This window comes from Actinomadura rupiterrae (genome assembly GCF_024172125.1).
Taxonomy (GTDB): Bacteria; Actinomycetota; Actinomycetes; order Streptosporangiales; family Streptosporangiaceae; genus Spirillospora; species Spirillospora rupiterrae.
In genome coordinates, this window is the sequence record NZ_JAMZEA010000014.1 from 192,648 (window position 1) to 218,239 (window position 25,592).

At 72.1% G+C, this 25,592-nt stretch carries 32 protein-coding genes; 8 read left to right on the forward strand and 24 right to left on the reverse strand.

What is annotated here, in order from left to right; translation table 11 throughout:
- Nucleotides 1-63: 63 nt before the first annotated feature.
- From FHU30_RS39040 to FHU30_RS39055, 4 genes are all read right to left on the reverse strand, one after another.
- On the reverse strand, nt 64-1,008 hold the full coding sequence (locus FHU30_RS39040; RefSeq protein ID WP_253882677.1) for a D-alanyl-D-alanine carboxypeptidase family protein: 945 nt from the start codon (nt 1,006-1,008) through the stop codon (nt 64-66).
- A gap of 250 nt (nt 1,009-1,258) precedes the next feature.
- The gene (locus FHU30_RS39045) at nt 1,259-2,518 is read right to left on the reverse strand and encodes a sensor histidine kinase (RefSeq protein WP_253882679.1); all 1,260 of its coding nucleotides are present in this window, start codon (nt 2,516-2,518) and stop codon (nt 1,259-1,261) included.
- A 1-nt stretch (nt 2,519) separates the two neighbouring features.
- A complete protein-coding gene (gene cseB, locus FHU30_RS39050; protein WP_253882681.1) occupies nt 2,520-3,197 on the reverse strand; it encodes a two-component system response regulator CseB in 678 nt (225 codons plus the stop codon).
- 39 nt (nt 3,198-3,236) lie between these two features.
- A complete protein-coding gene (locus tag FHU30_RS39055; RefSeq protein ID WP_253882683.1) occupies nt 3,237-4,121 on the reverse strand; it encodes an SDR family oxidoreductase in 885 nt (294 codons plus the stop codon).
- A 96-nt stretch (nt 4,122-4,217) separates the two neighbouring features.
- Between FHU30_RS39055 and FHU30_RS39060 the strand changes: the two genes are divergently transcribed.
- Entirely contained in the window at nt 4,218-4,910 is a 693-nt protein-coding gene (locus FHU30_RS39060) for a TetR/AcrR family transcriptional regulator (RefSeq protein ID WP_253882684.1), read from the forward strand.
- Nucleotides 4,911-4,919: 9 nt separating this feature from the next.
- Here FHU30_RS39060 and FHU30_RS47445 read toward each other — a convergent pair whose 3' ends face one another.
- Nucleotides 4,920-5,486: a DUF4352 domain-containing protein gene (locus tag FHU30_RS47445; RefSeq protein ID WP_253882686.1), complete on the reverse strand. Its 567-nt coding sequence runs from the start codon at nt 5,484-5,486 to the stop codon at nt 4,920-4,922.
- A gap of 48 nt (nt 5,487-5,534) precedes the next feature.
- Entirely contained in the window at nt 5,535-6,431 is an 897-nt protein-coding gene (locus FHU30_RS39070; protein WP_253882825.1) for a LysR family transcriptional regulator, read from the reverse strand.
- A gap of 79 nt (nt 6,432-6,510) precedes the next feature.
- On the opposite strand from FHU30_RS39070, the gene FHU30_RS39075 reads away from it, so the two are divergent.
- Nucleotides 6,511-7,440, forward strand: a complete 930-nt coding sequence (locus FHU30_RS39075) for an NAD-dependent epimerase/dehydratase family protein (protein WP_253882688.1) — start codon at nt 6,511-6,513, stop codon at nt 7,438-7,440.
- Complete coding sequence (locus tag FHU30_RS39080) at nt 7,437-8,321, forward strand: aldo/keto reductase (RefSeq protein WP_253882690.1); 885 nt, start codon at nt 7,437-7,439, stop codon at nt 8,319-8,321. Before FHU30_RS39075 ends, FHU30_RS39080 begins: the two co-directional genes overlap by 4 nt.
- Here the strand turns inward: FHU30_RS39080 and FHU30_RS39085 are convergent.
- Nucleotides 8,311-9,039, reverse strand: coding sequence for a DUF2079 domain-containing protein (locus tag FHU30_RS39085; RefSeq protein ID WP_253882692.1), 729 nt, complete (start codon nt 9,037-9,039; stop codon nt 8,311-8,313). The genes FHU30_RS39080 and FHU30_RS39085 overlap by 11 nt on opposite strands.
- A 952-nt stretch (nt 9,040-9,991) precedes the next feature.
- On the opposite strand from FHU30_RS39085, the gene FHU30_RS39090 reads away from it, so the two are divergent.
- A complete protein-coding gene (locus tag FHU30_RS39090; RefSeq protein ID WP_253882693.1) occupies nt 9,992-10,309 on the forward strand; it encodes a VOC family protein in 318 nt (105 codons plus the stop codon).
- Nucleotides 10,310-10,491: 182 nt separating this feature from the next.
- Here FHU30_RS39090 and FHU30_RS39095 read toward each other — a convergent pair whose 3' ends face one another.
- The gene (locus FHU30_RS39095; RefSeq protein WP_253882694.1) at nt 10,492-10,719 is read right to left on the reverse strand and encodes a hypothetical protein; all 228 of its coding nucleotides are present in this window, start codon (nt 10,717-10,719) and stop codon (nt 10,492-10,494) included.
- A gap of 256 nt (nt 10,720-10,975) precedes the next feature.
- Between FHU30_RS39095 and FHU30_RS39100 the strand changes: the two genes are divergently transcribed.
- The gene (locus FHU30_RS39100; RefSeq protein WP_253882696.1) at nt 10,976-11,182 is read left to right on the forward strand and encodes a cold-shock protein; all 207 of its coding nucleotides are present in this window, start codon (nt 10,976-10,978) and stop codon (nt 11,180-11,182) included.
- A 233-nt stretch (nt 11,183-11,415) separates the two neighbouring features.
- Here the strand turns inward: FHU30_RS39100 and pqqE are convergent, their stop codons facing one another.
- From pqqE to FHU30_RS39140, 8 genes are all read right to left on the reverse strand, one after another.
- Complete coding sequence (gene pqqE, locus FHU30_RS39105) at nt 11,416-12,474, reverse strand: pyrroloquinoline quinone biosynthesis protein PqqE (RefSeq protein WP_253882697.1); 1,059 nt, start codon at nt 12,472-12,474, stop codon at nt 11,416-11,418.
- Entirely contained in the window at nt 12,471-12,803 is a 333-nt protein-coding gene (gene pqqD, locus FHU30_RS39110; protein ID WP_253882698.1) for a pyrroloquinoline quinone biosynthesis peptide chaperone PqqD, read from the reverse strand. The genes pqqE and pqqD overlap by 4 nt, the downstream gene beginning before the upstream one ends.
- Before the next feature lie 73 nt (nt 12,804-12,876).
- Nucleotides 12,877-13,560 (reverse strand): pyrroloquinoline-quinone synthase PqqC, encoded by a 684-nt coding sequence (pqqC, locus tag FHU30_RS39115; RefSeq protein WP_253882700.1) that lies wholly within the window; start codon nt 13,558-13,560, stop codon nt 12,877-12,879.
- Nucleotides 13,561-13,661: 101 nt separating this feature from the next.
- Nucleotides 13,662-14,549: a pyrroloquinoline quinone biosynthesis protein PqqB gene (gene pqqB / locus FHU30_RS39120; RefSeq protein ID WP_253882702.1), complete on the reverse strand. Its 888-nt coding sequence runs from the start codon at nt 14,547-14,549 to the stop codon at nt 13,662-13,664.
- Nucleotides 14,550-14,559: 10 nt separating this feature from the next.
- A complete protein-coding gene (gene pqqA, locus FHU30_RS39125; RefSeq protein WP_253882704.1) occupies nt 14,560-14,676 on the reverse strand; it encodes a pyrroloquinoline quinone precursor peptide PqqA in 117 nt (38 codons plus the stop codon).
- 47 nt (nt 14,677-14,723) lie between these two features.
- Entirely contained in the window at nt 14,724-15,227 is a 504-nt protein-coding gene (locus FHU30_RS47450) for a hypothetical protein (protein ID WP_253882706.1), read from the reverse strand.
- On the reverse strand, nt 15,224-16,942 hold the full coding sequence (locus FHU30_RS39135) for a hypothetical protein (RefSeq protein WP_253882708.1): 1,719 nt from the start codon (nt 16,940-16,942) through the stop codon (nt 15,224-15,226). Before FHU30_RS39135 ends, FHU30_RS47450 begins: the two co-directional genes overlap by 4 nt.
- A gap of 9 nt (nt 16,943-16,951) precedes the next feature.
- The gene (locus FHU30_RS39140; protein WP_253882709.1) at nt 16,952-17,383 is read right to left on the reverse strand and encodes a DUF6623 family protein; all 432 of its coding nucleotides are present in this window, start codon (nt 17,381-17,383) and stop codon (nt 16,952-16,954) included.
- A 412-nt stretch (nt 17,384-17,795) separates the two neighbouring features.
- On the opposite strand from FHU30_RS39140, the gene FHU30_RS39145 reads away from it, so the two are divergent.
- Nucleotides 17,796-18,932: an SMI1/KNR4 family protein gene (locus FHU30_RS39145; protein ID WP_253882711.1), complete on the forward strand. Its 1,137-nt coding sequence runs from the start codon at nt 17,796-17,798 to the stop codon at nt 18,930-18,932.
- Complete coding sequence (locus FHU30_RS39150; RefSeq protein WP_253882712.1) at nt 18,929-19,741, forward strand: hypothetical protein; 813 nt, start codon at nt 18,929-18,931, stop codon at nt 19,739-19,741. The genes FHU30_RS39145 and FHU30_RS39150 overlap by 4 nt, the downstream gene beginning before the upstream one ends.
- Here FHU30_RS39150 and FHU30_RS39155 read toward each other — a convergent pair.
- The 4 genes from FHU30_RS39155 to FHU30_RS39170 all read right to left on the reverse strand — a co-directional run bounded on the left by FHU30_RS39155 (nt 19,738) and on the right by FHU30_RS39170 (nt 22,515).
- Nucleotides 19,738-19,911, reverse strand: coding sequence for a hypothetical protein (locus FHU30_RS39155; protein ID WP_253882714.1), 174 nt, complete (start codon nt 19,909-19,911; stop codon nt 19,738-19,740). The genes FHU30_RS39150 and FHU30_RS39155 overlap by 4 nt on opposite strands.
- Before the next feature lie 368 nt (nt 19,912-20,279).
- Nucleotides 20,280-20,924 (reverse strand): NADPH-dependent F420 reductase, encoded by a 645-nt coding sequence (locus tag FHU30_RS39160; protein ID WP_253882721.1) that lies wholly within the window; start codon nt 20,922-20,924, stop codon nt 20,280-20,282.
- 151 nt (nt 20,925-21,075) lie between these two features.
- A complete protein-coding gene (locus FHU30_RS39165) occupies nt 21,076-21,633 on the reverse strand; it encodes a hypothetical protein (RefSeq protein WP_253882722.1) in 558 nt (185 codons plus the stop codon).
- A 9-nt stretch (nt 21,634-21,642) separates the two neighbouring features.
- Nucleotides 21,643-22,515 carry a LysR family transcriptional regulator gene (locus tag FHU30_RS39170; protein WP_253882724.1) on the reverse strand — a complete coding sequence of 291 codons (873 nt, stop codon included), beginning with the start codon at nt 22,513-22,515 and terminating at the stop codon, nt 21,643-21,645.
- Nucleotides 22,516-22,600: 85 nt separating this feature from the next.
- Between FHU30_RS39170 and FHU30_RS39175 the strand changes: the two genes are divergently transcribed.
- Nucleotides 22,601-23,155, forward strand: a complete 555-nt coding sequence (locus FHU30_RS39175) for a NuoB/complex I 20 kDa subunit family protein (RefSeq protein WP_253882726.1) — start codon at nt 22,601-22,603, stop codon at nt 23,153-23,155.
- A 15-nt stretch (nt 23,156-23,170) separates the two neighbouring features.
- Here the strand turns inward: FHU30_RS39175 and FHU30_RS39180 are convergent, their stop codons facing one another.
- From FHU30_RS39180 to FHU30_RS39195, 4 genes are all read right to left on the reverse strand, one after another.
- Nucleotides 23,171-23,764: a maleylpyruvate isomerase family mycothiol-dependent enzyme gene (locus tag FHU30_RS39180; protein ID WP_253882728.1), complete on the reverse strand. Its 594-nt coding sequence runs from the start codon at nt 23,762-23,764 to the stop codon at nt 23,171-23,173.
- Nucleotides 23,757-24,242 carry an SRPBCC family protein gene (locus tag FHU30_RS39185; RefSeq protein WP_253882730.1) on the reverse strand — a complete coding sequence of 162 codons (486 nt, stop codon included), beginning with the start codon at nt 24,240-24,242 and terminating at the stop codon, nt 23,757-23,759. Before FHU30_RS39185 ends, FHU30_RS39180 begins: the two co-directional genes overlap by 8 nt.
- Nucleotides 24,239-24,670 carry an ArsR/SmtB family transcription factor gene (locus tag FHU30_RS39190; protein ID WP_253882736.1) on the reverse strand — a complete coding sequence of 144 codons (432 nt, stop codon included), beginning with the start codon at nt 24,668-24,670 and terminating at the stop codon, nt 24,239-24,241. Before FHU30_RS39190 ends, FHU30_RS39185 begins: the two co-directional genes overlap by 4 nt.
- A 137-nt stretch (nt 24,671-24,807) precedes the next feature.
- Entirely contained in the window at nt 24,808-25,533 is a 726-nt protein-coding gene (locus tag FHU30_RS39195) for a cutinase family protein (RefSeq protein ID WP_253882738.1), read from the reverse strand.
- Nucleotides 25,534-25,592 lie beyond the last annotated feature (59 nt).

Consider the following 25,592-nt stretch of genomic DNA (forward strand, 5'->3'; position numbering starts at 1 on the left):
GGACGGCCGCCCTTGGTCGTCCGTAGACGCGGGGACGGCCGCCCTCGGCCGTCCCCGCTGCGGTCAGGTCAGGGTAGCGGCTCGTTCCCGGGCCGCCTTCAGGAGTTTCCGGCTGACGTCGAAGGCCGCGTCCAGCCTGTGGTCGAGGCTGTCACCGTCGCGGCCCTGGCGGAGCACCACGCCGAGGACCAGCCGCGTCCGGCCGCCGGATCCCACGTGCGCGGCCCACATCAGCGCGCCGCCCGCCGGGGTGCTCGAACCGGTCTTGAGGCCGACCACGTCCGGGTCGTCGAGCAGACGGTTGGTGTTCCGGACGACCCCGACCCCCGGAACGGTCACCTGCCTGGCGCCGACGATCGCGCGGAACGCCGGGTCCGCCATCGCGGCCTTCGCAAGAGCGAGCTGGTCCGCGGCGGTGCTGACGGTGCTGGGCTGGTAGCCGCTCGCGCCGGTGTACTCGGTGTCCTTCATGCCCAGCTCGGCGGCGGCCCGGTTCATCTTGCGGACGAACGCGTCCTCGGAACCGGCGTCCCAGCGGGCCAGCAGCCGCGCGACGTTGTTGGCCGAGGGCAGCAGCATGAGCTGGAGCAGCCGCCGCTCGCCGAACCGCTGCCCCTCCCCCAGGAAGGCCGTCGACTCGTCCTTGTTGCCCGACTCGCGGGAGGCCGTCCCGTCGATCGCGATGGACGGCCCGTCCTCGCCCGGCCGCAGCGGATGGTCGCGCAGCACGACCAGCGCCGTCATCACCTTCGTCAGGCTCGCGATCGGCACCGGTCCGCGCTTTCCGCTGACCCGCGCCCCGCCCGCGCCCTCGATCTCGACGGCCGCCTGGCCGCGCTCGGGCCACGGCCCGCCGTCCGGACCGTCCGCGCGGGCGCCCGGATCCGTGCCGCCCTGGCCGAGGACGAACGAGAGCCCGGCCGCCACCAGCCCGACGACGAGCAGGGCGACCAGCGCGGCCGGGGTGAGCGCGCGCAACCGACCGCGCAAGAGGGACGACTTGGCCACGGGCTTCCTCCAGGGGGACGAGTGCGCGCCTTTCGCGCACACCGGTCACCCTGGACGCGGCATTTGTCAGCCCTGTCCGAGCCATGTCGCGACCACCACTTGATCGCGTATCAACCGTGTATCAGGCCCTGCCGGGCAGGCGGCCGGTCACGCCCCACCAGGCAAGCGGACCGTCACACCCGGTCGGCAGGCGGACGGGCAAGCCCCACCAGCCAAGCGGACGGTCACACCCGGTCGGGCGGACGGACGGTCAGGGCCGGTTGGGGAGGTGGATGGTTACGGCGGCGCCGCCGTCGGGGGCGGTGGCGAACTCCAGGCGGGCGCCGATCACTCTCGCCTGGCCGGCGGCGATGGTCAGGCCGAGGCCGTGGCCCCGTCCGCGCTCGGGCGTCCCGGTGCGGAAGCGGCGCGGGCCGGTCGCGCGCAGCTCGGCGAGCAGGTCGTCCGGCAGGCCCGGGCCGTGGTCGCGGACGACCACCAGGACTCCCCCGGCGTCCCGCCGCACCCGGATCTCCACCGGCGGGCGGCCGTGCCGGTGCGCGTTGGCCACCAGGTTCGCCACGATCCGGTCGAGCCTGCGCGGGTCGGTCTCGGCGACCGGTGCGCCCTCCACCTCGATCGCGGCGTCCAGGCCGGTGCGCCGGACGGACTCGGCCACCACCTCCCCGACCGGCACCGAGGCGAGGTCGGCGTGCTCGGCGCCCGCGTCCAGCCGGGAGATCTCCAGCAGGTCCTCCACCAGCGCGCGCAGCACGCCGACCCGGTCCCGGACGAAACCGGCCGCCTCGCCCTCGGGCAGCAGCTCGGCGGAGGTCACCAGGCCCATCAGCGGTGTGCGCAGCTCGTGCGCCACGTCGGCGGTGAACGCCTGCTCGGCGCGCAGCCGCCGCTGGAGCGCGGCGGCCATGGTGTCCACGGCGGCCGCCATCTCGGTGATCTCGTCGGCGGCCCGCCCGCCCGGGCCGATGCGCGCGTCCAGGTCGCCGTCCGCGATGCGCCGGGCCGTGGACGCCGCGAACCGCACCCGGCGGCGCAGCCTCAGCGCGACCAGGACGCCCGCCGGGAGCACCACGGCGAGCGTGAGCGCGCCCGCGCCGACCAGGTTGCGGTCCAGCGCGCGCAGGTCGCGCTGGTTGGCGCTCATGTCGACCCACACGGCGGCGAGCCCGCCGCCCGGGGCCGGCTCGACCGCCCACATCCGCGGGCCGTTCCGGACGTGCGCGTCGTACCAGGTGCCCTCCCCGCCCGCGCGGCCGATCGCGGCGAGGGCGGGCGGCATCTCGCCCTCGCTGGTGATCAGCTCGGACGGCGGCGCGCCCGTCCGCCGGGCCTCGGCCACCTCCTGCGCGAGGCTCGTCAGCGCCCGGCTCCGGCCGTCGCCGAGCATCCGGTCGCGGCTGAGCCGGTGCACCAGCAGGCCGTCCGCGACCGCCACCACCAGCGCCGCGGCCGCGACCAGCGCGCCGAGCTTCCACGGCAGCGAGCGGAACGCCGACCATCGGGGCGCCACGTCAGCGCCGCAGCTTGTAGCCGAAGCCGCGGACGGTCTCGATCCGGTCCGCGCCGATCTTGGCCCGGAGGCGCTGGACGGCCAGGTCGACGACCCGGCTGTCACCGTCCCAGGCGTGGTCCCAGACGCTGCTCAGCAGCGCCCGGCGGCCGAGCACGACGCCCGGCTGCGCGGCGAACTCCAGCAGCAGGCGAAGCTCGGTCGGTGTCAGCGCGACCGGACGGCCGTCCCGCCGCACCTCCATTCCCGCCGTGTCCACGGTGAGGTCGCCGAAGGCGAGCACGGCCCCCGGCGCCTCGGAACCGGCGAGGGCGGCGGGCGCGCTGCGGCGCAGCACCGAGCGGATCCGCGCCACCAGCACCGCCGTGTCGACCGGCTTGACCACGTAGTCGTCCGCGCCCGCCTCCAGCCCGGACACCACGTCCAGGCCGTCGCCGCGCGCCGACATCATCACGATCGGGACGAGGCTGGTCTCCCGGATCCGGCGGCACAGCCCGATCCCGTCCAGGCCGGGGAGCATGACGTCCAGCAGGAGCACGTCGTGCCCGCCCGCGCGGAACGCCTCCAGCCCGGCCAGCCCGTCCGGCGCCGTCTCCACGGTGTAGCCGTAGCGCTCCAGCGCCAGCCCGACCGTCCTGCGGATCACCTCGTCGTCCTCGACGAGGAGCACATGCGTCATCCCGCCCCGTCCCGGTTGCTCGTCCCCCGAGCCATGAGGCTACCGACCCGGGACCGCGCCGTTGACCTCCAGCCACTCGGCGAACCGGAGCGGTCGGCCGAAGCGCGACCAGACGGCTTCGGAGTCGACGACCTGCGGCTGGGTGTCCAGCAGCGCGCCCATCCGCATCTGGCGCGCGAGCACCTCGTTGAACGGCCGGGTGAGCGGGGCCATCGTCCGGAGCATCCGGACCGGCATCCTGTTGTGGCCTTCGATGCTCCGGCCGAGCGCGGTCGCGATCAGCTCGTTCACGGTGGTGAGGGGCAGGGCTTCCGGGCCGCCGATGTCGGCCGTCCAGCCTTCGCCGGGTCCGGTGGCGAGGGTGGCCGCGACGCGTGCGACGTCCGCGCCGGCCACCCAGGAGACCGGGCTGGTGCCGGAGCCGAGCACGGTCGCCTTGCCCTTGCGGACGATCGACGCGGCGAGCGTCTCCGTCCAGGTGTCCATCAGGTGGGTGGGACGCAGGATCGAGAACGGCACGTCGCCGGCGCGCAGCGCGCGTTCGACCTCGAACTTGAGCCGGAAGAACTCCACCGGGCTGTCAGGACGGGCGCTCGCGCTGGAGAAGTAGACGAAATGCTCAATCCCGGCGTCGCGCGCGAGGTTGAGCAGCATCGGGATGGCCGCGCCTTCGATGCCTTTGGGGCCGTTGCGTCCCTTACCGCCGCCTCCTTGGACGGTGCAGACGACCGTCCGCGCCCCGGCCAGGGCGCTGACCATCGACCTCCTGTCATGCACGTCGCCCGCCACGACCTCGATGCCTTGCGCGGCGTCCGCCGAGGCGGCCGGGGTGCGGGTGACGACGCGGACCTTGCGGCCGTCCCGGTGGAGCTGATCCACGATCTGGCGGCCGACCGTCCCGGTGCCGCCGACGACAACGATCATGGCTCTCCTAACGATGTTCGGATATCTATCATTGTTAGGTATTAGATCGGCGTTAAGATCGCGGTGTCAACGGCGGGACGCGGCGGAAGGCAGTTCGTGACGAAGACTCCCCGGACGGCGGCGGCTTCAAAGGCGGCGGCTCCGAAGGCGGCGGCTCCGAAGGCGGCGGCTCCGAAGGCGGCGGACGCGCCGAGCGCCAGTGCGCAGCGGCGCGAGCGGGAGCGGCGGCAGATGCGCGCCCGGCTCCTGGAGGCGGCGCGGGAGATCGCGGCCGAGGACGGCTGGAACGCGGTCACGATCCGCGGCATCGCGACCCGGCTCGAATACGCGCCGCCGATCCTCTACCAGCACTTCTCCAGCAAGGAAGCGCTGCTCACCGAGCTGATGGCGGTCGGTTTCGCCGAGCTGGCCGGGCGGTTGCGCACGGCGTCGGACGGGCCCGCGGACGGACGGCTGACCGCGATGGCCGAGGCGTACTGGACGTTCGCGTTCGCCTCACCCGAGCTCTACCAGGCGATGAACGGCATGGACGGCGTCCCGTTCGGAACCGCCGACACGCCGCAGGAGGCCAAGGACACCTTCCGGACGTTCCGCACCGCGCTGGAGGGCATCGCGGAAGCCCGGGGCGCGGAACTGGCCGATCCGGTGGCGGCGGCGGACACGCTGTGGGCGCTGCTGCACGGATCGGTCTCGCTGGCGATGGCGGGCAGGATCGCCGGGGGCAGGGAGCGCGCCAGGACGCTCATGCTGGACGCCGTGGAGGCGCTGTTCACCGCGCAGCTGCGGTAGGCCGTCGCGTCAGATCTTGAGGTCGGCGACGGACCTGGGCTTGGTGCCTGCGGGGACGTCGTAGACGAGGACGACGGTCGTCCGCGCGCCCGGACTGAGGTCGTTGACCTTGCCGTGCCCGACCAGGACCGTCTGGCCGAACGTCTGGTCCCATTGAGGCACGTACTCGGTGCCGTCGGCCGTGAACAGCGACAGGTGCGCCGGAGGGTAGACCGGGCGCTGGGAGATGTTGCGCATCAGGACGCGTACCAGGAGGTAGCGGCCGTCGGGCTTGGTCGTCCCGTGCAGGGAGTCGGTCAGCGACGACGCCCACGAGGTGCCGGTGACCTCGGCCTGGAAGTCGCTGAGCGGCGACTCCAGCGTGCCGTTGTCGTTGACCAGGCCCGGTGAGGCGCCTCCGCTCCCGGACGGCGCGTGGTGCGCCGGCGCGGCGGTCGTCGAGGGGCTCGGCTGATCGGGCGAGGACGCCGGGACGGTCGCCTGCGGGAGGGCCTCGTCCGGGCTGGACGCGCAGCCCGCGGCGGCGCAGCCCGCGGCGACGAGCACGGCGGCGAGGACGCCGAGGGGTCTGATCACGGACGAAGAATGCCATACCCCCCAAGGACGGCGGTCGGTCCCCTGTCGCTATGCGCCCTGGGCCGCCGCCTGGTCGCGCAGGGCGTCGATGAGCGTGCTGACCTGCGGGTCGTCGTTCCTGCGGGCGAGCACGGCGACGCCGATATGCCGGGTCGGGACGGGTGGCCTGATCCGGACGGTCCGCAACCCCGGGACGTCCTCGGCGAGCGCGATGGACGGGGTCAGGGTGATGCCCATGCCCGCGGCGACGAGCGACCGGGCGAAGAAGTAGTCGCTGGTCGTGCCGCGCGACTCCGGGGTGAAACCGGCGCGCTCGGCATAGCGGCGCAGGTAGACCTCGGTCTTGTGGCAGCCGAAGACCCACGACTCGGCGGCCAGCTCGGCGAGGTCGAGCACGTCGCGTCCGGCGAGGGGGTGGCTTTCGGGCAGGACGACGTGCAGCGGGTCGTCCATGAGGGCGGTCCATTGCAGGTGGGTCTGCCCGTGCCGTCCGGGGAGCGGGCCGTCGAAGGAGTAGGCGAGGGCGAGATCGACCGCGCCCTGGCGGACGAGCGGCAGGCTGTCCTCCGGCTCGTCCTCCCGGACGTGCAGGACGGTGTCGGGGTGGGCCCGGGCGACGCGTTCGAGCGCGCCCGGGAGCAGCAGCCGGCCGCCGCTGGTGAAGGTGGCGACGGTGAGCTGGGTGCGCCCGGTGCCGAGCCGGTCCACCTGCCGCCGCGCGTGCTCGATCTCCGCGGCGACCGACTCGGCGGCGCCGACCATGATCTGCCCGGCCCGGGTGAGGACGACACCGCGCGTGCTGCGGGTGAAGACCGGGGCGCCGAGGCTGCGTTCCAGCGCGGCCACGTGCTGGGAGACCGCCGAGGGGGTGAGCCGCAGGTCGGCGGCCGCGCGGTTGAAGCTGCCGCGTTCCGCGACCGCCCGCAGCACGCGGAGCCGCTGCACGTCGATCAACAGTTCTCCTTAATACCCGTCCAGCAGGTCGGTACTTCTGCTGGTGACCTTAGATCCCGAGGATGGGGGCGTGCAAAAGATCTGCGTCATCGGCGGAAGCCGGTACTTCGGCAAGCTCCTCGTGCACCGCCTCCAGGCGGCGGGCCACCGCGTCACCGTGATCAACCGCGGTTCGGCCCGTCCGCCCGCCGGGGTGGAGCACCTCGTCGTGGACCGCGACGACGAGGACGCCCTGGCCGCCACGGTCAGGACCCGGACCTTCGACGCGGTCGTCGACCAGGTCTGCTACACGCCCGTGCAGGCCGCCATCGCCGCCCGCGCCTTCGCCGGACGCACCCGGCGGTACGTCATGACGTCCACGATCGAGGTGTACGACCCGGCGACCGCCGCGCTCCCGGCCGTCCCGGCGGGGACGCCCGTGCCGGAGGTGACCGTGGACCCGGCCGCGTGGCTCGTGTCGGCGGACCTGCCCTGGCAGGACGCGGCGTACCTGGAAGCGCACTACGCGGAGGGCAAGCGGCAGGCCGAAGCCGTCCTGAGCCGGGCGGGCGGGTTCGCGTTCGCGTCCGTCCGCTGCGCCCACGTGCTGGGCGGCGGCGCGCAGGAGTTCACGGGCCGCCTCGCGCACTATGTCGAGCGCGTCGTCCGGGGCGAGGAGATCGCCGTCCATGCCGAGGCGCTGCCCACGGTCTTCATCCATCACGAGGAGCTGGCGGACCTGCTGCTGTGGGCGGCCACCGCGACCGACTTCACCGGTCCGCTCAACGCCTGCTCCGACGGCCCGCTCGACGTCCGCGCCCTGACCGGCATCATCGCGGCCCAGGTCGGACGGCAGCCCGCGTACCGGACGGTACCGGTCGGCCAGGACGCGTCACCGTTCTCCTTCGACCGCCACTACGCCATGAGCAACGCCCGCGCCAAGAGCCTTGGCTTCACGTTCTCCCGGACCACCGACTGGCTGCCCGCGGCCATCACCGAGACCCTTCGAGGGACGCCATGAACCTCCGCAGCATCGGATCCACCCGCGTCAGCGCCATCGGCCTCGGCGCGATGCCGCTGTCGATCGAGAACCGCCCGGACGAGCGGCGCGCCATCGCCACCGTCCACGCCGCCCTCGACGCCGGCGTCACGCTGATCGACACCGCCGACAGCTACCACTGGCACGCCGGGGAGGAGGGCCACAACGAGCTGCTCATCGCCCGCGCGCTGGCGAGCTACGCGGGTGACGTTTCGGACGTCCTGGTCGCCACCAAGGGCGGTCGCGGACGTCCGGGCGACGGAAGCTGGACCGTCACCGGAAGCCCCGACCACCTCAAGCGCGCCGCCGAGGCGTCCGCCAAGCGCCTGGGCGTGGACGCCATCGGCCTGTACCAGCTGCACAAGCCGGACCCGGACGTCCCCTGGGCCGAGTCGGTCGGCGCGCTGCGCGACCTGCTCGACGCCGGGACGATCCGCGCCGCCGGGATCTCCAACGCGACCACCGCGCAGATCCGCGAGGCGCACGCGATCCTCGGGGACGGCCTGGTCTCGGTGCAGAACCGCTACTCCCCCGCCGTCCGCGACAGCGAGCCCGAACTGCGGCTGAGCACCGAACTGGGCCTGGCGTTCCTGCCCTGGAGCCCGCTCGGCGGCATCACCCGCAGCTCGCTGGACGGCCCGTCCGAGTCGTCCTCGGCCGGGACGGCGTTCCACGGCATCGCGCGCGAGCACGGCGTGAGCCCGCAGCAGATCGCGCTGGCCTGGCTGCTGGCCCGCTCCCCGAGGATGATCCCGGTGCCGGGCGCCAGCCGTCCGGAGTCCATCCAGAACTCGGCCGAGGCCGTCCGGATCTCGCTGAGCCCGGCAGAACTCCAGCGCCTCGAAACCCCGCTCAACGCCTGAAAAGCATGACGCCGTCGTCCTCCGCTACCCGCGCGTACCCGAGGGTGGCCAGCCGCCCGAGCGCAGCATCCTGAACGGCGATGCTCCTCGGCACGTTGGCGCGCTGCTTCATGTCAACAACGACCCAGCGCACCGGCCGGGTGCTCGCGCTGGGGAAGACGACCACATCGGCGCGATCGACAAGATGCGGCGCCAACCCGCTACTGGACGCAACCGACGCCCCATCAGGGATCAGGGCAAGCACGCGCTTGGCCGCGATCACGTGCGCAGGCGTCCGATAGAAGGACGGCTGCAGAAGCGCCCCGAACGCGAAGCTCGGCAGGAGGACGACGGCGATGAGTAGGGACGCCCAGGGCGCGGCGGTGCCGTAGAGCCGAACCGGCACGCGGGGGCTGCTGATCATGTCGGAGGCCGCCGCGATGAGGGCGACGAAGATGACCGGCATGAGGACGGCGTTGTAGTGCGTGCCGTGCGTGGCCCAGTACAGCGAGTTCGGCGGAAGGAGCCTGACCGCCAGCGACGGCCCCGAGACCCGCCGTGACAGGGCCGTCCCGAGCCGGTGGCGGCGCTGGACGATCATGTCGAGGCCGTATGCGGCCACGGTCAGCCCCATGTCCTCTTTCACCAGAAGAGGGGGCAACACCCGGGCCGCCGCAGCAAACCAGCGCTTCTCGACCAGCGCGACCATTCCAGCGGCGAAGAGAGGGACGGTGATCACCGAGGAGGTTGAAGGCGGGGCCCTTCATCTCAGCGACAGGGACGCCGTGCTCGGAATAGCCTCGGACGGCCTGCGTGAAGATCCCTAAGTCGTATGCGCTCGTGGCCAAGCGTGCGTGGCGCACTAACGCCAGCGTGCAGTAGATCACCCACAGAACGGCCGCGAGAAGCGCGATCCACAGGCGATGCGGTCGGGTGATGATCGAAATGGCGACCGGATCGTCCCTCGTCCGGGACGGCCGGGGGCTCGCCAGTGGTGGCGATATCACGCGGGCGACGCTAACGAAGGACATGCCCCGGCTTGGAGGAAACTGTCAGCAACTCATAAGGTCAGGGATGGTGATTCACGTCACATGTTGATCAACATCCGGACATGTGGCGCCAGACCGGGCGGCGGGCGGTCTCAGCGACGCGCGGGCTCCGGGAGGGCGGGGCGGGCGATCGGCGTCCGGCTGGCTGTGGCCGCGACGGCCGTCGGGGGATGGCCCTGGGGAGTTGACGAAGGCCGGTGTGGTCGGGCTTTGCGGCGGTGAATTGGGCTGCGGCGGCGCGGAATGCCGAATGGCTTGGCGTCCGAAATGCCCGTGCTTGATCTCAGGGGCGGGAGTGGGTTCGGCGGCCATCGCGGCCGCTGATTCTTCGCGTTGTGCGATATATATCGCGGTTCCGGGCTCTTGCCTATGGGGGCGGCGAAATCGTGCGGGTGATGCTCGGTTCGTTGGCGGATAAGGGAGCCGCGAGTTGGGTGGGCCTTGTGGGCTGGTGTTCAGGGCGGTTCCGGGGGGCGGGGCGCGGTGGATGGCCAAGGGCGGTTCAGGGGATTGCAAGGTTCATCCGGTAAAGCGCCGATGGGTTCGCCGATGGGGAAGGTCATTCCTGATATGCGCGGGCGGACGCCCGCGGCGGCTGAGACGGAGGGCCACCGGATGGCGATCAAGCGGATACTCGCCCAGATGACCGTGACCGATCTGGAGTCGGCGGCCGCGTGGTACACCAGGCTGTTCGGCCGGGGCCCGGACGCGCGCCCGATGGAGGGGCTGGCCGAGTGGCACCTCGGCGAGGGCTTCGGCGTGCAGGTATGGGTCGAGCCCGGCCGGGCCGGGTACTGCACGATGGTGCTGGACGAGTCGGACCTGGACGGACGCCTCGCCGAGCTGGACCGCGCCGGCATCGCGCACGCCCCGCCGCAGGACGCCACGGCGGCGCGGATCACGCCGCTGGTCGACCCCGACGGCAACCGCGTCGTCCTCACCGGGGCTCTGAAGAGCTGACCGGCAAGGCGGCGGGCCCGGCGGGCGCCCGCGGGCCGCGCTCGGCGAACGACGGCGGGCGGGGTCGCCACCGTTCGGACGGGCGCGCGGCTCACCCTCGCGGACCGGGCGGTACGGCTGCTTTCCGGGACGGGCTCGGGCCGAGGATTCGGCCGATGTTCAGTGCGCGTTCAACGCCGGTTTCAGAGCTTGAAGAGCTTCGCGTACGGAGCGAGAATCTTTACCTTCTGCGTCCCGAAATCGACCACCACGGCCGATCCGGGCTCGACGGCCACGACCTGCCCGAGGCCGTATTTGTCGTGGGTGACCCGGTCGTCGAGGGCGAACTCCTGGACGGGCGGAGGAGCGGGCGGGGGCGGGAAAGGGCTGGTCGGCAGGCGCCGCCGCCCGGCAGGTCCAGAGGATTTCATGTCTGTAGTATGCGCCCGATCCGGTGGTGCCGGGGCCGGTCGCCCCGACCTGGCGCCCAAATCACAGCCGGGTCGGACCGGATCCGGCTCCATGTGCTACTCTCTGCAGAGTTGCGGTTCCCATAGACATGTTTCATGCGCCTGTCGGATCTGACCTCGGGCGCATTTTTTGTTGTTCTGGATCTTCCGGATGGGCCATCGCGGCGTCCTCGGCCCCACACGGTGTGGGGTCGGGATCGACGAGAAGGAGATCAGTATGGCCACCGGTACCGTGAAGTGGTTCAACTCCGAAAAGGGCTTCGGCTTCATCGAGCAGGACGGCGGCGGCCCCGACGTCTTCGCCCACTACTCCAACATCGCCGCCCAGGGCTTCCGTGAGCTCCTGGAGGGCCAGAAGGTGGAGTTCGACATCACGCAGGGCCAGAAGGGCCCGCAGGCGGAGAACATCACCGTCGCCTCCTGACCCACGCGGCGGCTGCGGGCGGTCCCTCGGGGCCTCCCGCAGAGCATGCCCGCAGGCCCTGACGGGCCTGCAGTGAGCGACCAGCGCCCAGCGCTGGTCGCTTTCGGCGTTTCCGGGCCCTCTCGCAGTCTTGACGCTTCCGGCGCTTCCGGCGCTTCCGGCGGTCGCGGCGGTCGCGGCGGTTCTGGGCCAGGGTGCCGCAAAGCGCCCGGGGTGAGCGCGGCGCCGCCTGGTTAGGGCTTCCGGTAGACGAGCGGGCCCGCGGGCCGCTCGGCCTGGACGAGGTGGTGGTCCGGGGAGAGGCGGCAGGCCGGGTCGGTGCGGGCGGCGTCGCCGGTGAGGGCGAAGGCCTGGCAGCGGCAGCCGCCGAAGTCGGCCTCCTTGGCCGGGCAGCTCCGGCAGGGCTCGGGCATCCAGTCCGTTCCGCGGTAGCGGGCGAAGGCCGCCGACTCCTCCCAGATCCGGCGCAGCGGGTGGTCGCGGACGTTCGGCGCGTCCAGGCCGTCGATGACGGACGCGGACGGGCAGGGCAGCGCCGTGCCGTCCGGCGCGACGGTGATCGAGGTGCTCCCCCAGCCGCCCATGCAGGGCTTCGCCACGCCGTCGGCCCAGTCGGGCAGCACCCAGATCAGCTCCGGCGCGCCGCCGCCGAGCCGCTCCTGCCAGGCCAGGACGGTCGCGCGCGCCGCGTCGAGCTGGTCCCGGGTCGGCATCAGCGCGCCCAGGTTGCGCAGGGCCCAGCCGTGGAACTGGGTGTTGGCCAGCTCGACGCGGTCCGCGCCCCAGTCCACCGCGAGCCGGATGATCTCGTCGAGGCGGTCCAGGTTGAGCCGGTGCAGGACGACGTTGAGGCCGAACGGCAGCCCGGACGCGCGGACGGTCTCGGCGGCGCGGCGCTTGCCGTCGAAGGCGACACGCCCGGCGATGCGGTCGGAGCTGGCGGCGGTGGCGTCCTGCACCGACAGCTGGACGCTGCGCAGCCCGGCGGTGGCCAGCTCGTCCAGCCGGGCGGCGGTGAGGCCGACGCCGCTCGTGACCAGCTGGGTGTAGATCCCACTGCCGTCGGCGGCGGCGACGATCTCGGCGAGGTCGGGCCGCAGCAGCGGCTCGCCGCCGGACAGGTGCGCCTGGACGACGCCCAGCTCGCCCGCCTCGTCCAGGACGCGCGTCCAGTCGGCGGTGCCGAGCTCGGCGGGTTTCCGGACGAGCCGGAGGGGGTTGGAGCAGTACGGGCAGTGCAGCGGGCAGGCGTGCGTGAGCTCGGCCAGCAGCGCCCACGGCGGCCGGATCACCCGAGCCAGCCCTGGTCGCGGACCCGCTCCAGGAACGCCGGGACCTCCGTGCCGACCGGCGCCCCCGGGAACCGCTCGGCCAGGACTCCGGCGATCTCGGCGGCGGTCCGCTCGCCGTCGCACAGCCGAAGGATCTGCCCGGCCTGCGGGTTGAGCATCACGACGCGCTCCGGCATCAGCAGGATGTCCGATTCGCGTACCGCGTCCCAGCGCAGCATGATCCCGCGCCGCAGCCGCGGCCGCCACGCGTCCGCCCGCCCGGCGTGATCAACCGGCTCCGCGCCGCGCCCCGCCTGATCTTGCGCGGGGGCGCGCTCGTCCGCGTTCATGTGCGCCTGCCGACGGGCTCGCCCGCATGTCCGCGGCCTGCCCGGGTCTGCGCGGGGGCGCGCTCGTGGGTGGTCATTTCCGGCCGCAGGCGTGCTCGATCGCGTCCAGGAGCGACCACAGGACGTCGAACTTGAAGTCCAGCGCGGCCAGCACCCTGTCCTGGTCGGCGCGGGTGGTGGCCCAGGCGCGGACGAGGTCGAGCGCCTCGCGGCTGTCGCGGCGTCCCTGCGGGGGGCGGACCTGGAAGTAGCGCAGCCCGTCCGGCTCGATCCAGGCGTAGTGCTTCTCGAACGCGGCCGTCCGGCGTTCGAGCAGGTCAGGGGCGAAGACCTCGGTCAGCGAGGAGGCCACCGCCTCCAGCGGCGTGGCCAGCCGGACGAAGTTGACGTAGCCGTCCACGGCCAGCCGTACCCCGGCCAGGACGCCCTCGCCCGACTCCAGCGCCCGCCGCTCCAGGCCCGCCGCCTCGCCGAGCCGCAGCCAGCGCTCGATCCCGCCCTCGTCGCCGGCGGTGCCGTCGTGGTCGTGGATGCGGTGGATCCAGGCGCGGCGCAGGTCCCGGTCGTCCAGCTTGGCCAGGACCAGCGCGTCCTTGATCGGGATGTTGCGCTGGTAGTAGAAGCGGTTGGTGATCCAGACGCGCAGCTCTTCGGGGCTGAGCAGGCCGTCGTGCATCCGCTCGTTGAACGGGTGGCGGTGGTGGTAGCGCTCGGCGCCGGCGGCGCGCAGCCGCTGCTCGAACTCGGCGGCGGGCATCGGCGCGTCCGCAGGCGGGGAGGCCGCAGGCGGGGAGGCCGGAGTCGGGGCGCCGACATGGCTCGATGACGGCGTGCTGGCGGTGCTTGGTGGCGGGGTGCTCACAGGTCGAGGGTCATCCCTTCGGCGGCGACCGCGATGCCCTGGGCGGCGAGCAGCGCGTGCTGCGGCGCGTCCGGGTCGATCAGCGGGTTGGTGTTGTTCAGGTGCGTGTAGAGGCGGTGCCGGGCGGGCAGGCGCGCGAACCGTTCGGCCGTCCCGGCGGGGCCGCTGATCGGCAGGTGGCCCATCCGGGTGGCGGTGGGACGGGAGAGACCGGCAGCGCTGGGCTCCTGGTCGTCCCAGAAGGTGCCGTCGAGGATGGCGCAGTCGGCGTCCGCCAGCTCCTTGTCGAGTTCGGCCGACCAGTCGGCCATGCAGGGCGCGTAGACGAGGCTGCCGCGCTCGCCATCGATGCGCAGCGCCACCGACCACTCCCCCGCGGGCTCGTCGGCGGCGTAGCGGGGGCGCTTGGCCGATACCGGGACGGCCCGGACGCGCAATCCGCCGTCCAGCGGGACGCTCTCGTCCGCGCGAAGGTCCTGCCACGAAAGGTCGGTGTAGGGCGCGAGCACTTCGGCGAGGCGCAGGCCGTTCGACAACCCGCGCCACACCGCGTCCGTCGACAGAACGCGCACGGCCGATGCCTCCCGCAGGCGGAACAGGCCGAGCGTGTGGTCGAGTTCGGCGTCGGTGAGGATCACTCCGGCGAGAGGCGTCCGCCTGCCGCCGGGCTCGGGCTGGAGGTCGGGGCACGCCTCGATCTGGTCGGTCAGGTCCGGTGTGGCGTTGACCACGTACCAGGGCCCGGCGGACGAGCCGCTGACCGCGATGGACGCATGGGTTCGGCGCCACCCGGGATGGCGGCGGGCTCCGGCGCAACCGGCGCAACCGCAGTTCCACTGCGGCACGCCGCCGCCCGCCGCCGTCCCGAGAATGCGGACGCGCATCGGCGGACGGCTACTTCGGCCCGGACACCGGGCCCGAGAGCGTCCCCGGGTAGTAGGCGGTGACTTCGAGGGAGGTGTTGACCACCTCGAAGTCCGGGGTCTGCCACACCATCGTCTGGTCGTCCATTCGGTCGTCCTTCCTGTACTGCCGGACGTTTCTGTAGTGCCGGACGTTCAGTTTCCGGGGATCTCGCCGTGTTCGAAGCGGACGGAGGCGCCGGGGGCTGCGGCGGCCGGGGCGGTGGCGGTCGGGAAGCCGTACTTGCCGGCGGCGCCGCCGCTCTTGAGCCAGCGTTCGCGGACGGCTCCGCGCAGCGCGTGCGCGCCCGTCCCGGCGCTCCACACGACCGTGGAGACGGTCGGCGTCCCGGCCGCCGGGTGGCTGCACGTGGCCGTGGGGCCGTAGCTGACCCCGCGGTAGTGCTGCACGAGTCCCGGCACGCCGCGGGAGTTGCGGACGGACTGGACCGGCCCGTCCGGGCTGCCCAGAATCCCGGCGGCGCCGCCTTGCGACAGGTAGTACTCGTGGATGGCGTCCTGCTGCGAGGGCGACGCCTTGGGGGCGGGAGGCGCCTCGGCCTCGGCGGACGGCGTGGCGGCGCCTCCCAGCGCCACGCCGAGGCCGCCGATCGCCGAGGTGCGCAGGATGGTGCGGCGGGTGTACTCCACGGTGGTCACCTCAGTCCGTAGACGACGATGCTCGCGGGGCCGATGTAGTTGTTGTTCGCGTCGTTGGGCGCGAACGTGGCGCGGAAGACCTTGCCTTCGGCGATGGTCGGCGGGTTGAACTTGGCGAACAGGTAGCCGCTGGAGTCGCGCCACAGTTCTTGGAGCAGCTTTCCGGACGAGCCGCCCGGCGTCGCCGAGTACGCGACCAGGTAGCCGCTGACCTTCTGCCACTGGCCGTCGTTCTGCGGGTAGGACACCCAGACGATGCCGTTCGAATTGCCGTTGGCGGAGATGGAGCAGGCGCCGCCCGGCATGCCGAAGTTGGGTGTCTCGCTGCTCTCTCCGTAGGGCTGGGTGGCCTTGGTTGTGGGGTCGACGCTGTAGACGATCTGCCGGGCCGAGCTGTCATACCGGAAGGCTTTGAGGTGGTCCTTTTCGGCCATGTGGTAGATGCAGCTCGTCCCCGACCAGTAGATGGGGTTGCCGTGGATGTTGCAGCCGTAGGCCTCGCTGCTGGCGTAGTTGTCCAGGGCGCGGGGCGTGTACGGGCTGGTTCCCATGTGCTGGTTGTAGAAGGCCTGGAAGCCCTCGCCGACATGGTCGGGGTTGACGGCGGGCAGCGACCAGTCGGGCGGCGTGGTGTCCTGGCGCAGCGCCATGGTCGTGGCGTCCAGGGTGTAGATGCGGCTCTGCTTGCCGCCCATGATGAGGACGCCGTTGGGCAGCAGCGTCGGCCCGCCGGAGCCGAGGTCGGTGTCGCCGAACTGCTCGGGCGTGCCATAGCCGTCCCGCAGGAACCCGGCGTTGCGCGGGGTGAAGTGTCCCGCCAGTGACAGGCCGGGCCACGAACTGGTGGGTTGCAGGCGGACGATGCAGTCGCCCAGGTTCCCGGACGAGCCGGGCGGCGGACTGCCCGGAAGCATCCGGTCGTTGCCGGTGGCGAAGTAGATGTGCCCATCGGGACCGCCGACAAGCCCGGCACCGGACTGCCAGACGCCGGCCGCCTCGGCTCCGGTCGTGGTGCAGAACACCGCGGCCGGTGACAGGTCGGCGGCGCGGTAGCCGAGGATCCAGCCGTGGTAGGCGCCGGCGTCGCAGCTGAAGGTGCCCCAGGCGAGGTAGACGACACCGTTCTGCAGGAGCAGCGCCGGACGGTTGCGCTGGACGTGGACGTCGAAGGTGAGCGTCCCGGACTTCGGGCTGGTCGCGGCGACCGAGGCCGAGATCCGGACGGGGCTGATCCGGTCGGCCCCGGTGCCGATGTCGATGGCGTGCAGGTAGTTGGCGCCGTCGTCGGACGCGCCCTTGGTCGTCCCGGCGCGGGCGACCACGTACATGATGCCGGTGCCCTCGTCGATGACCGGCGTGCTCGTGACACCCACGGAACCGACCGTCTCGCGGCACATCTCGTCGTTGCCCAGGATCCGGTACGGCCGCAGCCGCCGCGACCAGACCGGCGGGGTGGCGGGATCGGTGGCGAGGTTGTCGGCGTTGTAGGCGTACACCATGTTGGTGCTGGTCGCGACGTAGAACAGGTTCTTCGTGCCGGACGGAGTCGCCACGCCGTGCATGTAGAGCGGTTGGGTGTAGACGTCGCCCTCGACGTTGCGCGTGTAGAGCTGCCCGAACGTGCTGGAGTTGACGTTGGCGGGGGTGAGGTGGGTTTCGACCGTGTACGCGCCGGTGCGCGCGTTGTCGTTGTGGTGGGTCGTGACGTTGGTCATGGCCGTCCCCTAGATGAGGTCAACCCCGCCGGAGTGGATGTCGATCCATGCGGTGTTCGGATCGGTGCCCAGGGTGGTGTAGATCGAGATGCCCAGGCCCCACTGCACCGACGGGCGCGGGTTCTGCGGCAGGACGTTGCGGCTGAACACGTTCGTGCCGGTGAGGTTGAGGCCGTCCAGCCCGAGCAGCTTGTTGTTGCCGTCCCAGACGTGGAAGCTCTTGATGGCGCCCTGCGCGCCGGTCGAGAACATGATCATCGCGGCGTCCACCCGCATCCGGACGTCGGTGATGATGACGGCGGTGGGGATCGCCAGGTGGTACCAGCCGGACGTCCCGGGATGCCGGATCTGACCGGCCCACCCGATCCGTCCGACGGTCAGGGCGGGGTCCTCGTTCTGCAGGGCGTGACCGTGGACCCACATCGCTTGCGAGATAGCCATCGTGATCCCTTCGGGCTGACCGGTGTCCATGGTGAGGGGCAGGTGGACGGTGCCGGCCGTTCGCGGCGTGCGCGGTGGGCCGGGGCGTGATGTCGGCTGGAATGTGGGGCGTCGGCTCGTGTCGGTCCGGGTCGGCGGCGCGGGCCGGTAGGGCATCCCGTGGTCAGCCACCCCGCGGCATGGTCGGAGTGTAAGTCGGGTGATCCCGCTCGGCCATGAACGACAATTGACGTAGATCGGCCGATGACCACCATCGGCCACGCCGTCCCCTCGGGACGCTCCGGCCATTCCCCGCGCTCGGAACGCTCCAATTCAAGACGGCCCCGCCCGTTTTCAAAGCTGCCCCGCCCGTTTTCCAAGCTGCCCCGTCCGTTGCCCCTTTTCTGTCGGAGGCCCTCGCGATAGTGCTCGCATGGAGTGGAGACCGTGGCTGTCCCGATGGAGCGAGGAATGGATCCGCGCGGCCGAGGATCCGGACGAGCTCGAACCCGACGTCGTCCGCGACCGCTGGCTCGGCTTCGCCCCCGCGAGTCCCGAGGCGGTCGAGGCGGCCGAAGAGCGCATCGGCATGCGGCTGCCGCCGTCGTACCGGGACTTCCTGCTGACGACCGACGGCTGGCGCGACGCGGGCATCTTCGTCTGGCGGATGTCCGACACGTCCGCCCTCGGCTGGGTCCGCGACCTCGTCTCCTACTGGACGGAGTGGGACGGCATCACAGAGGACGGCGAGGCCGAGACCGGCCCGGTGACGCGCGGCCTGCTCATCTCGTCCGAAGCCGACGCGGGCATCCTCTTCCTCGATCCCGGCGACATCGACGAGAACGGCGAATGGGCCGCCTACTCCCTGTTCTCCTGGCGCGCGGCACCGCCCGAACGGTTCCCGTCCTTCCGCGCACTGATGGAGGACCTGTACGCCGAGTTCCATCGCATGCGCCAACCCGAGGGCGAAACCCACGACGCGTGGGTGGCGAGAGTCGAGCAAGCCCGGGTCGAAGCGCTCGCCGGTGCGCCGGACGACGCCGAAGCCGTCTTCCGCCAGGCCGAGGAATTCGGCATCAACCGCGCGCGACTCCTGCGCGCGCAACTGCTCTTCTTCCGGGGCCGCACCGGCGAGGCCTTGGACATCATCGCCGCACTCCTCACCGAATCGGACGACGACGCCCGGGCGCTGTTCGCCGACGAGTTCCTGCCGCTGATGTTCGCCGACCACGAGAGGGGCCACCACACCTGGCGGTCGGCGCTCCAGAGCGTCGTCGCCGGGGACGACCCCGACCTCGTCCTCCTGATCGCCGAACGCAACGCCGCGCGCCACCGCGGCGGCGAGCCCCGGCCGTCCTTCGGCAACGCGGAGTTCGACACGGCCGTCCACACCGCGCTCTCCCGGCACGCCGCCGCCCCGGACGCACTGCGGCGCGCCGTCCTGGACGCGCTTCCCCTCTGGCGCCCCCGCACCCCGGACCACATCGCCCCGGTCGCGCTGCTCGCCCACCCCGTCCTCGCCGCCGCGCTCGGCGACGACCTGCTGACCCGTCCGCGAGGTGCCCGATGATGCCCTACCCGAACCGGGACGACGTCGCCGCCGAGCTGATCATCCGCGAGTGCGGCGACCGGCACGACTTCCCCGCCGGCGACCTGCTCGAACCCACCGGCACCGAGCGCGCCCCGGACGGCGGCACCGTCAACGTCCGCCGCACCGCCTGCCGCCGCTGCGGCATGGTCGAGGTCACCCGCTGGACGCCGCCCGACCCGTCCTCCACCGCGCAGACCATCATCGCCATCAGCACCCGGGAACGGCCCGAACCGGGCGACGTGCCTGGCATCCTCGAACGCTCCGCGCGCATCACCGACCAGGAGTACGCCGCCTACCTCGCCCAGCGCGGCTACCCGTCAGACCTGCCCCCCGACCGCCGCGCAACCGCGACCCGCCAGACACTCAACCTCGACCTCCGGATCCGCGCAGGCCAGCTCGCCCTGGTCGGCAAGGGCGACGACCTCTCCGGCATCCTCCCGGCTCCCGCCGGTGCCGAGTCCGCAGGCACCCTGATCCAGGCCGCGCCCGGCGCCGTCCTGTTCTGGCCCGACCTCCACGACGGCCCCCTGGACCTGGCCGTCGCCATCGACACGTCCGACCCCGGCCCCGACCCGTCCTACCGCCACGCGGCCGAACTGAGCTGCCGCTTCCACGGCGACGTCCAGCTCCGCGAAGTCCCCGGCCGCACCATCGACCTCCCGCCCCTCCCCGCCGGCTACGCCGACTACCGCCTCCGCTTCCACACCACCGGCCCCCGAGCCCTCCTCCAAGCCTGGCCCCACCCCCGAACCCGACCCCGCGTGCTCCCCCCGCCGCACCGGACCTAGCGCGTGAAGTCGTACGCGCCGTCCCGGAAGCTGACAGCGGTCGGCTTGGCATCGTCCTCCTCGCGGACGAACCCGCCATACCCGGCATCCTCCACGTGCGGCGCGATCATGCCGAGGATGGCGTCAAGCTCGCCCAGCTCGTCGTCCCACCAGTAGCTGCGGCTGAACAACCCCCCAGGACCAGTGCTCCGTCCCGTCCGGCGCGATCCCCCTGAGCTGCCGCCGCAACGTGGCGGCCTCTCCCCCGGGCAGGTAGCTCTCGGGAGTGGGCAAGAGCTGGGGGTACGCATGCTCCTCCTCATCCAGCCCTTCCGGACGCTCCCCGTCCAACCCCAGATGCCAGCGCACCCCCGCCAGAACCGCCTCGGGAGCATCGCCCCGAAGGAAACACGAAACAACAACCTCATAGTGAAAACTCACAGGCCGCATCCTGCCCTGCGGCTCTCTTCCGCGTTGCACGAACGCGCCACGGGTTCGACCGGCGCCCGAAGTCTTCACGCCGACCCGGCACGCGGCCGACGGTGGCGGCCCGTCGGCGTCAGTGGGCGATGGCGAAGTTGAAGTCGGCGGTCCCGACGGTGTTGGAGACGGAGATCCAGAGGAGGACGAGAGGTTCGGTGCCGCGCGCGGCGGACAGGGGGCCTAGGTCGAGGATCTGGTCGTCGCGCCATCCGAAGGTGCGGAGCAGGTCCGCGGTGACCTCGCGCGCGGACGGGTCGTCGCCGCAGATGAAGACGTTGTGGTGTCCGGGGACGCGGGCGGGGTCGACCATCACGGCGTTGTTCATCGACTGCAGCGCCTTGACGACCCGGGCCTCGGGGAAGGCCTGCTGGATCTCCTCGGCGCAGCTTCCGGCGGGCGGCACCACGAGCTTCGGCGGGAAGCCGCCGGAGAAGTCCAGCGGGTTGGAGACGTCGATGAGGACCTTGCCCGCGAGGTTGGCGGCGCCGGCGGCGGTCAGCGCGGCGACCGAGACCAGGCCGCCCGTCGCGTTGACGATGACCTCGCCGGCGGCGGCCGCGTCCGCGAACGTGCCGCACGCACCCCCGGTCTCGGCGGCCCATCCGGTGGCGGCGGGATTGTCGGCGGTGCGCGAGCCCAGCGTCACCTCGTGACCGAGCGACACCAGCTTCCGTCCCAGCGTCCGCCCGACCTCACCCGTCCCCAGCACAGCGATCTTCATGACGTCCCCTCGTCGGTTAACGGCGAGCCATGAATATCGCGAAGCCTCTCCGCCCGACCCCCCACCGACCTCTTTTGGCCGCTTGTGGCTTTCGGGCGGTCGTCCATAACAATGAGGACGTCGCCTTGGCGTGTGGATTTCAGGTACGCCCTCAGTTCTGGTCGCCCGGCGGGGGGTCGCTGGGGAGGCTTGCATTCCAGGTGGTGGGGAGGGGGTGGTCGCAGAGGGCGCAGGCGTAGTGGGCGTCTTTGACGATGTTGAGCTGGTGGCATTGCGGGCAGCGGCGGAAGACGACGGGGTGGGTCAGGTGGCCCGGGTGGACGAGGCCGGCGTTGTCGAGGGCCGCCTTGATGGCGGTGAAGGACGTGACGTCGGGGCAGTATCCGGTGGATTGGTTGCTGATGTCGGTGACGGCCCAGCCGGTGGGGTGTTGTTCGAAGGTGATTTCGCCGGCGCTCAGGACCGGTTCGCCGCCGGCGCATGCGACGTGTTCGCTGCGCTGGGGAGCGAGGCGGAGTTTGGCCGCCAGGTCGATGACGAAGGTGAAGGTGCGGTCCTGCTCAGCGAGGAAGTCGAGGGGGCTTTTGAACCACGGGATTGCTGCGCGGATTTTCGCGTCGTCGTGGGTCGGCCAGGCTCGTGTGGCCAGGAACTCCAGGAGGAGGGCGGGTAGGGGCAGTCCTCGGATGTAGACGTGCGAAGAAGGCATGACGCGTTCCTAGGCTGCGGCGAAGTCGCGGATCAGGGGGTTGTCGGTGCCGGCGGGCCAGGCGGGGGCGCAGATCATCGGCGGGAGGCCGGACACCGGGACCGTGATGACGTGCGGGTTGTCCGGGTGGACGGAGCTGACCGTCAGGTGGATCACGTCGCCCTGGGCGACCAGCATGATCGCCTCTTCGAGGGACGCGGTCCGGCAGCGGGCGACCCGGCGCAGCGGGACGCCGCCGGGTGTGGTCGGCGGGATCCACACGTCGGTCAGGCCCGGCTTCAGGTTGCTCGGGTAGAGGATGTCGTGCGCGGCCAGTTCCTCGGCGTCGATGGTGGCGTGCCGTCCGAGGGGGTGCCCGGTCGCCAGCAGCGCCGCGCGCTCGGCCTGGCACCACGCGTCGCCGACGTGGATGCCGTTGGCCTCCATCGGGGCGGGGTCGCTGGGGAGCCATCCGACGAAGACGTCCACCGGCCAGTCGTCGGCCCAGCGGATCGGCTCGGTGTTGGGATGTGAGGAGCGCACGACGGCGCAGTGCGGGTGCGCCGCCTCGAACGCGTGGATCTTCTCCTCGACCACGGCGGACGGCAGGCTCGTCGCGACGCCGACGCGCAGCACTTTGGTGCCGGCGATGCTGCGCGCCTCGGCGAGGGCGCGTTCCATCTGCTCGTGCGCGGGCGCGAGCTCGGCGTGAAGGCGCTCGCCCAGCGCGGTCAGCTTCACCCGCCGGGTCGTCCGCTCGAACAGCGGCGCGCCGACGCGGCGCTCCAGGGCCCGCACCGCCTGGCTCACCCGCGGCGCCGACATGCCGAGCCGCCCGGCCGCGCGGCCGAAATGCAGCTCGCGGGCGACCTCAAGGAACGCCTCGATCTCGCGCATCTCCATGCGTCCCATTGTGCCGCCCGGCTTAACGATCATGGCGGAATCGGTGATTGATCACCTTGTCCCGCCGGACCAGCCTGGAGGGACTATGGGACTCGAAGAACACCTCCCCGGCGACTTCCTGCTGACTACCGTCGAGAAGGCCGCCGGGCTCGCGCGCAAGTCGTCCATGTGGCCGATGACGTTCGGGCTGGCCTGCTGCGGCATGGAGCTGATGGCCGTCGGCGACCCGCGGCACGACTTCGCGCGCTTCGGCATGGAGCGCGCCTCGGCGACGCCCCGGCAGGCCGACCTGATGATCGTGGCCGGACGCGTGAGCCAGAAGATGGCGCCGGTGCTCCGCCGCCTCTACGACCAGATGGCAGCGCCGAAATGGGTCATCGCGATGGGCGTGTGCGCGTCGTCCGGCGGGATGTTCAACAACTACGCCGTCGTGCAGGGCGTCGACCACATCGTTCCGGTCGATATCTACCTTCCGGGGTGCCCGCCGCGTCCGGAGATGCTGTTGGACGCGATCATCAAGCTGCACGACAAGGTCCAGAACGCCAAGCTGGGGCGGCACCGCGAGGCCGAGGTGGCCGAGGAGGAGCGGGTGCGGCTGACGGGGCTTCCGCTGATCGACGTCCGCGCCGCTTCGGACTGACGGGCGCGGCATCGGTCAGGGTTTGCGGCCGACGAAAAGCAGGAATGCGGTCTGCGGGTCGGCGTCGGGCGGGGCCGGGATGCTGGGTTGGAACGCTCCGGTCGCCTGCAGGTTCGCGTAGTGCGGCTTGAGCGCCTCGTGGGTCCGGGCGACGAGGTCGGGGGCGAGGATCTCGTCGCCCCCGACGGCGCGGGCCAGGTCCCAGGTGTGGCCCAGCAGTTCGAGGCCGCCGATGATGTCGACGGCCTGCTCGACCGCCACCGGGCCGAGCGGGCCCCAGGGCAGGCGGAAGGCGGCGCGCTCGGGGTCGACGAGCATCGCGTGCATGGCGTCCCGGCACCGCTCGAACGCCTTGCCGAGGTCGGCGCCGGGCTCCACCGCGGGCGCCTCGGCCATGGACGAGGTCCCGACACCGTCCGCGGGGGCCGGTGGCGTGCCGTCGACCAGGGCGAGGATGCCGCGGTGGCCGTTGACGACGTGCGCCACGACGTCCCGGGCCGTCCAGCCTTCGCACGGGCTGGACGCGTCCCACCGGTCGTCCGCCGTCGCGCGGATCCGGGCGAGGAACCCGTCGGAGAGCAGCAGGTAGCGGTCTGCGACGTCAGACATCAGGGGATTCGCTTTCTGGTTCGGTTCGTGAGGCGTCGAGCAGCGCGGCCAAGCGGCTCATGGTGCGCGTGCGCCAGCCGCCGCTCATGATGGTGCGGGCGCGCTGCTGGAGCGGGTTGTCGGGGTCGAACCCCTCGTGGACGAGGAACAGCCGCGTGCCGCGCCCTTCCGGTTGGAGGGTCCAGGTGATCGTCCAGTCGGCTGCCGCGGGGGCGTCCGGATCGGCGTCCCGCCAGCCGACGCGCAGCATCCGCTCGGGCTCGAAGGCCAGCACTTCGGCGCTGATCGTGCCCGAGAAGCCCGTGGCCGGGATCGCGGGCGCGTGCATCGTGTACCGATGGCCGACCGCGAGCTTGAAGTCGCCCGGCATCAGCCACCGGGCGAGCAGCTCCGGTTCGGTCAGCGCCCGCCACACCTTGGCCGGCGGGTGCGCGAGGAACTGGTCCACGCGGACGGTGGTCAGGTCGTCCCCGCTCATGCGTCGTCCTTGCGCGAGGCGTCGTCCTTGCGCGAGGCGTCGTCCTTGCGCGAGGCGTCGTCGTGCGAGGCGTCGTCGTTCAACTCGTCCAGCAGGGTGCTCAGGGCGGCGAGCTTGTCGCGCCAGAACCGCTCGAACGGTCCCAGCCACTCCTGGACCTCGGCCAACGGGACGGCCTCCAGCCGGTACAGCCGCTGCCGTCCCACCTTGGTCTCGCTCGCCAGCCCGGCCTCCCGCAGCACCCTCAGATGCTCGGAGAAACTCGGCCGCGCCATGGAGAAATGCGCGGCCAGCTCGGCGACCGGCTGCGGGCCCTGCTCCCGCAGCAGCCGCAGCACCTCCCGCCGCACCGGACTCGCCAGCGCCGCGAACACCCGATCGGGCCCGGAGCCGGTCCCGGCCCCGCCCTTCACCCGCGTGCCATCCATGCCCACCACTATAGGTAGGTTTTTCCCTACCTGTCACACCGACCTCCGGCCGCGCACCACGACGCCGTGATGCGGTCGTCGTGGATGCGCGGCCGGAGGTCGAAGCCGTCGTCCCTGGCCGGGCAGGGCGGAGGGGGTCAGCCTTGGAGGCGGGACAGGACGAAGGTGAGGGCCTGGTTCGGGGTTCCGTTGGTGAAGTAGGCGAGATGGGCGTTCCAGGATCCGGTCGTCTGGCAGACCAGGTCACCGCGGTTGCAGTAGTTCTGGATGCGGGACGCGTAGGTGCTCAGCGCGCCCTGCGGACGAGCGATCTTGCCGTGCTTGCTCCGGTCGAAGGTGCCGCGGTCGTAGGGCTCCTTCGGGTTGAAGCGCGGGTCGCCGAACATGGCCACGGCGGCGATCTTGCCGGAGGCGGCGCGTCCGACCAGGCCGGCGGTCTTGCCCGACACGCGCCCGGCGGGGGCGACCAGCGCATCGCCGACGACCCAGGCGCCCTGCGAGTAGCCCAGCAGGACGAACCGCTGCTTCGGGCACTTCCGGGCGCTGTCGTTGAGCAGCTTCACCAGGTTCGTGACCCCGGCGTTCGAGCTGGTCTTGGCCCAGCTCGCCGGGTAGCGCAGCTCGGTGTAGGTCGCGCCCGGCACCCTCTTGAGGATCTTGGTGCCGATCGGCTTCAGCAGGTGGCTGCCGCTCTGCGGCTCGGTCGTGCCGCGCGCCGAGATCACGCTGACCGGGGCGCAGGCGGACGCGGCGGCGCGTCCGTCCTGGGCGACCCGGCCGGCCTGCGCGGCGGGGGCGCCGCAGGCGGCGGTGCCGAGCAGCGCCACTCCGGCTCCGGCGATGCTCCAGCGCACAGAATTCATGTCCAGGACCTTTCGGGGGGAGTCGGTTGCCCGCCGTGCCGCGGCCGGACCTCTCGGTG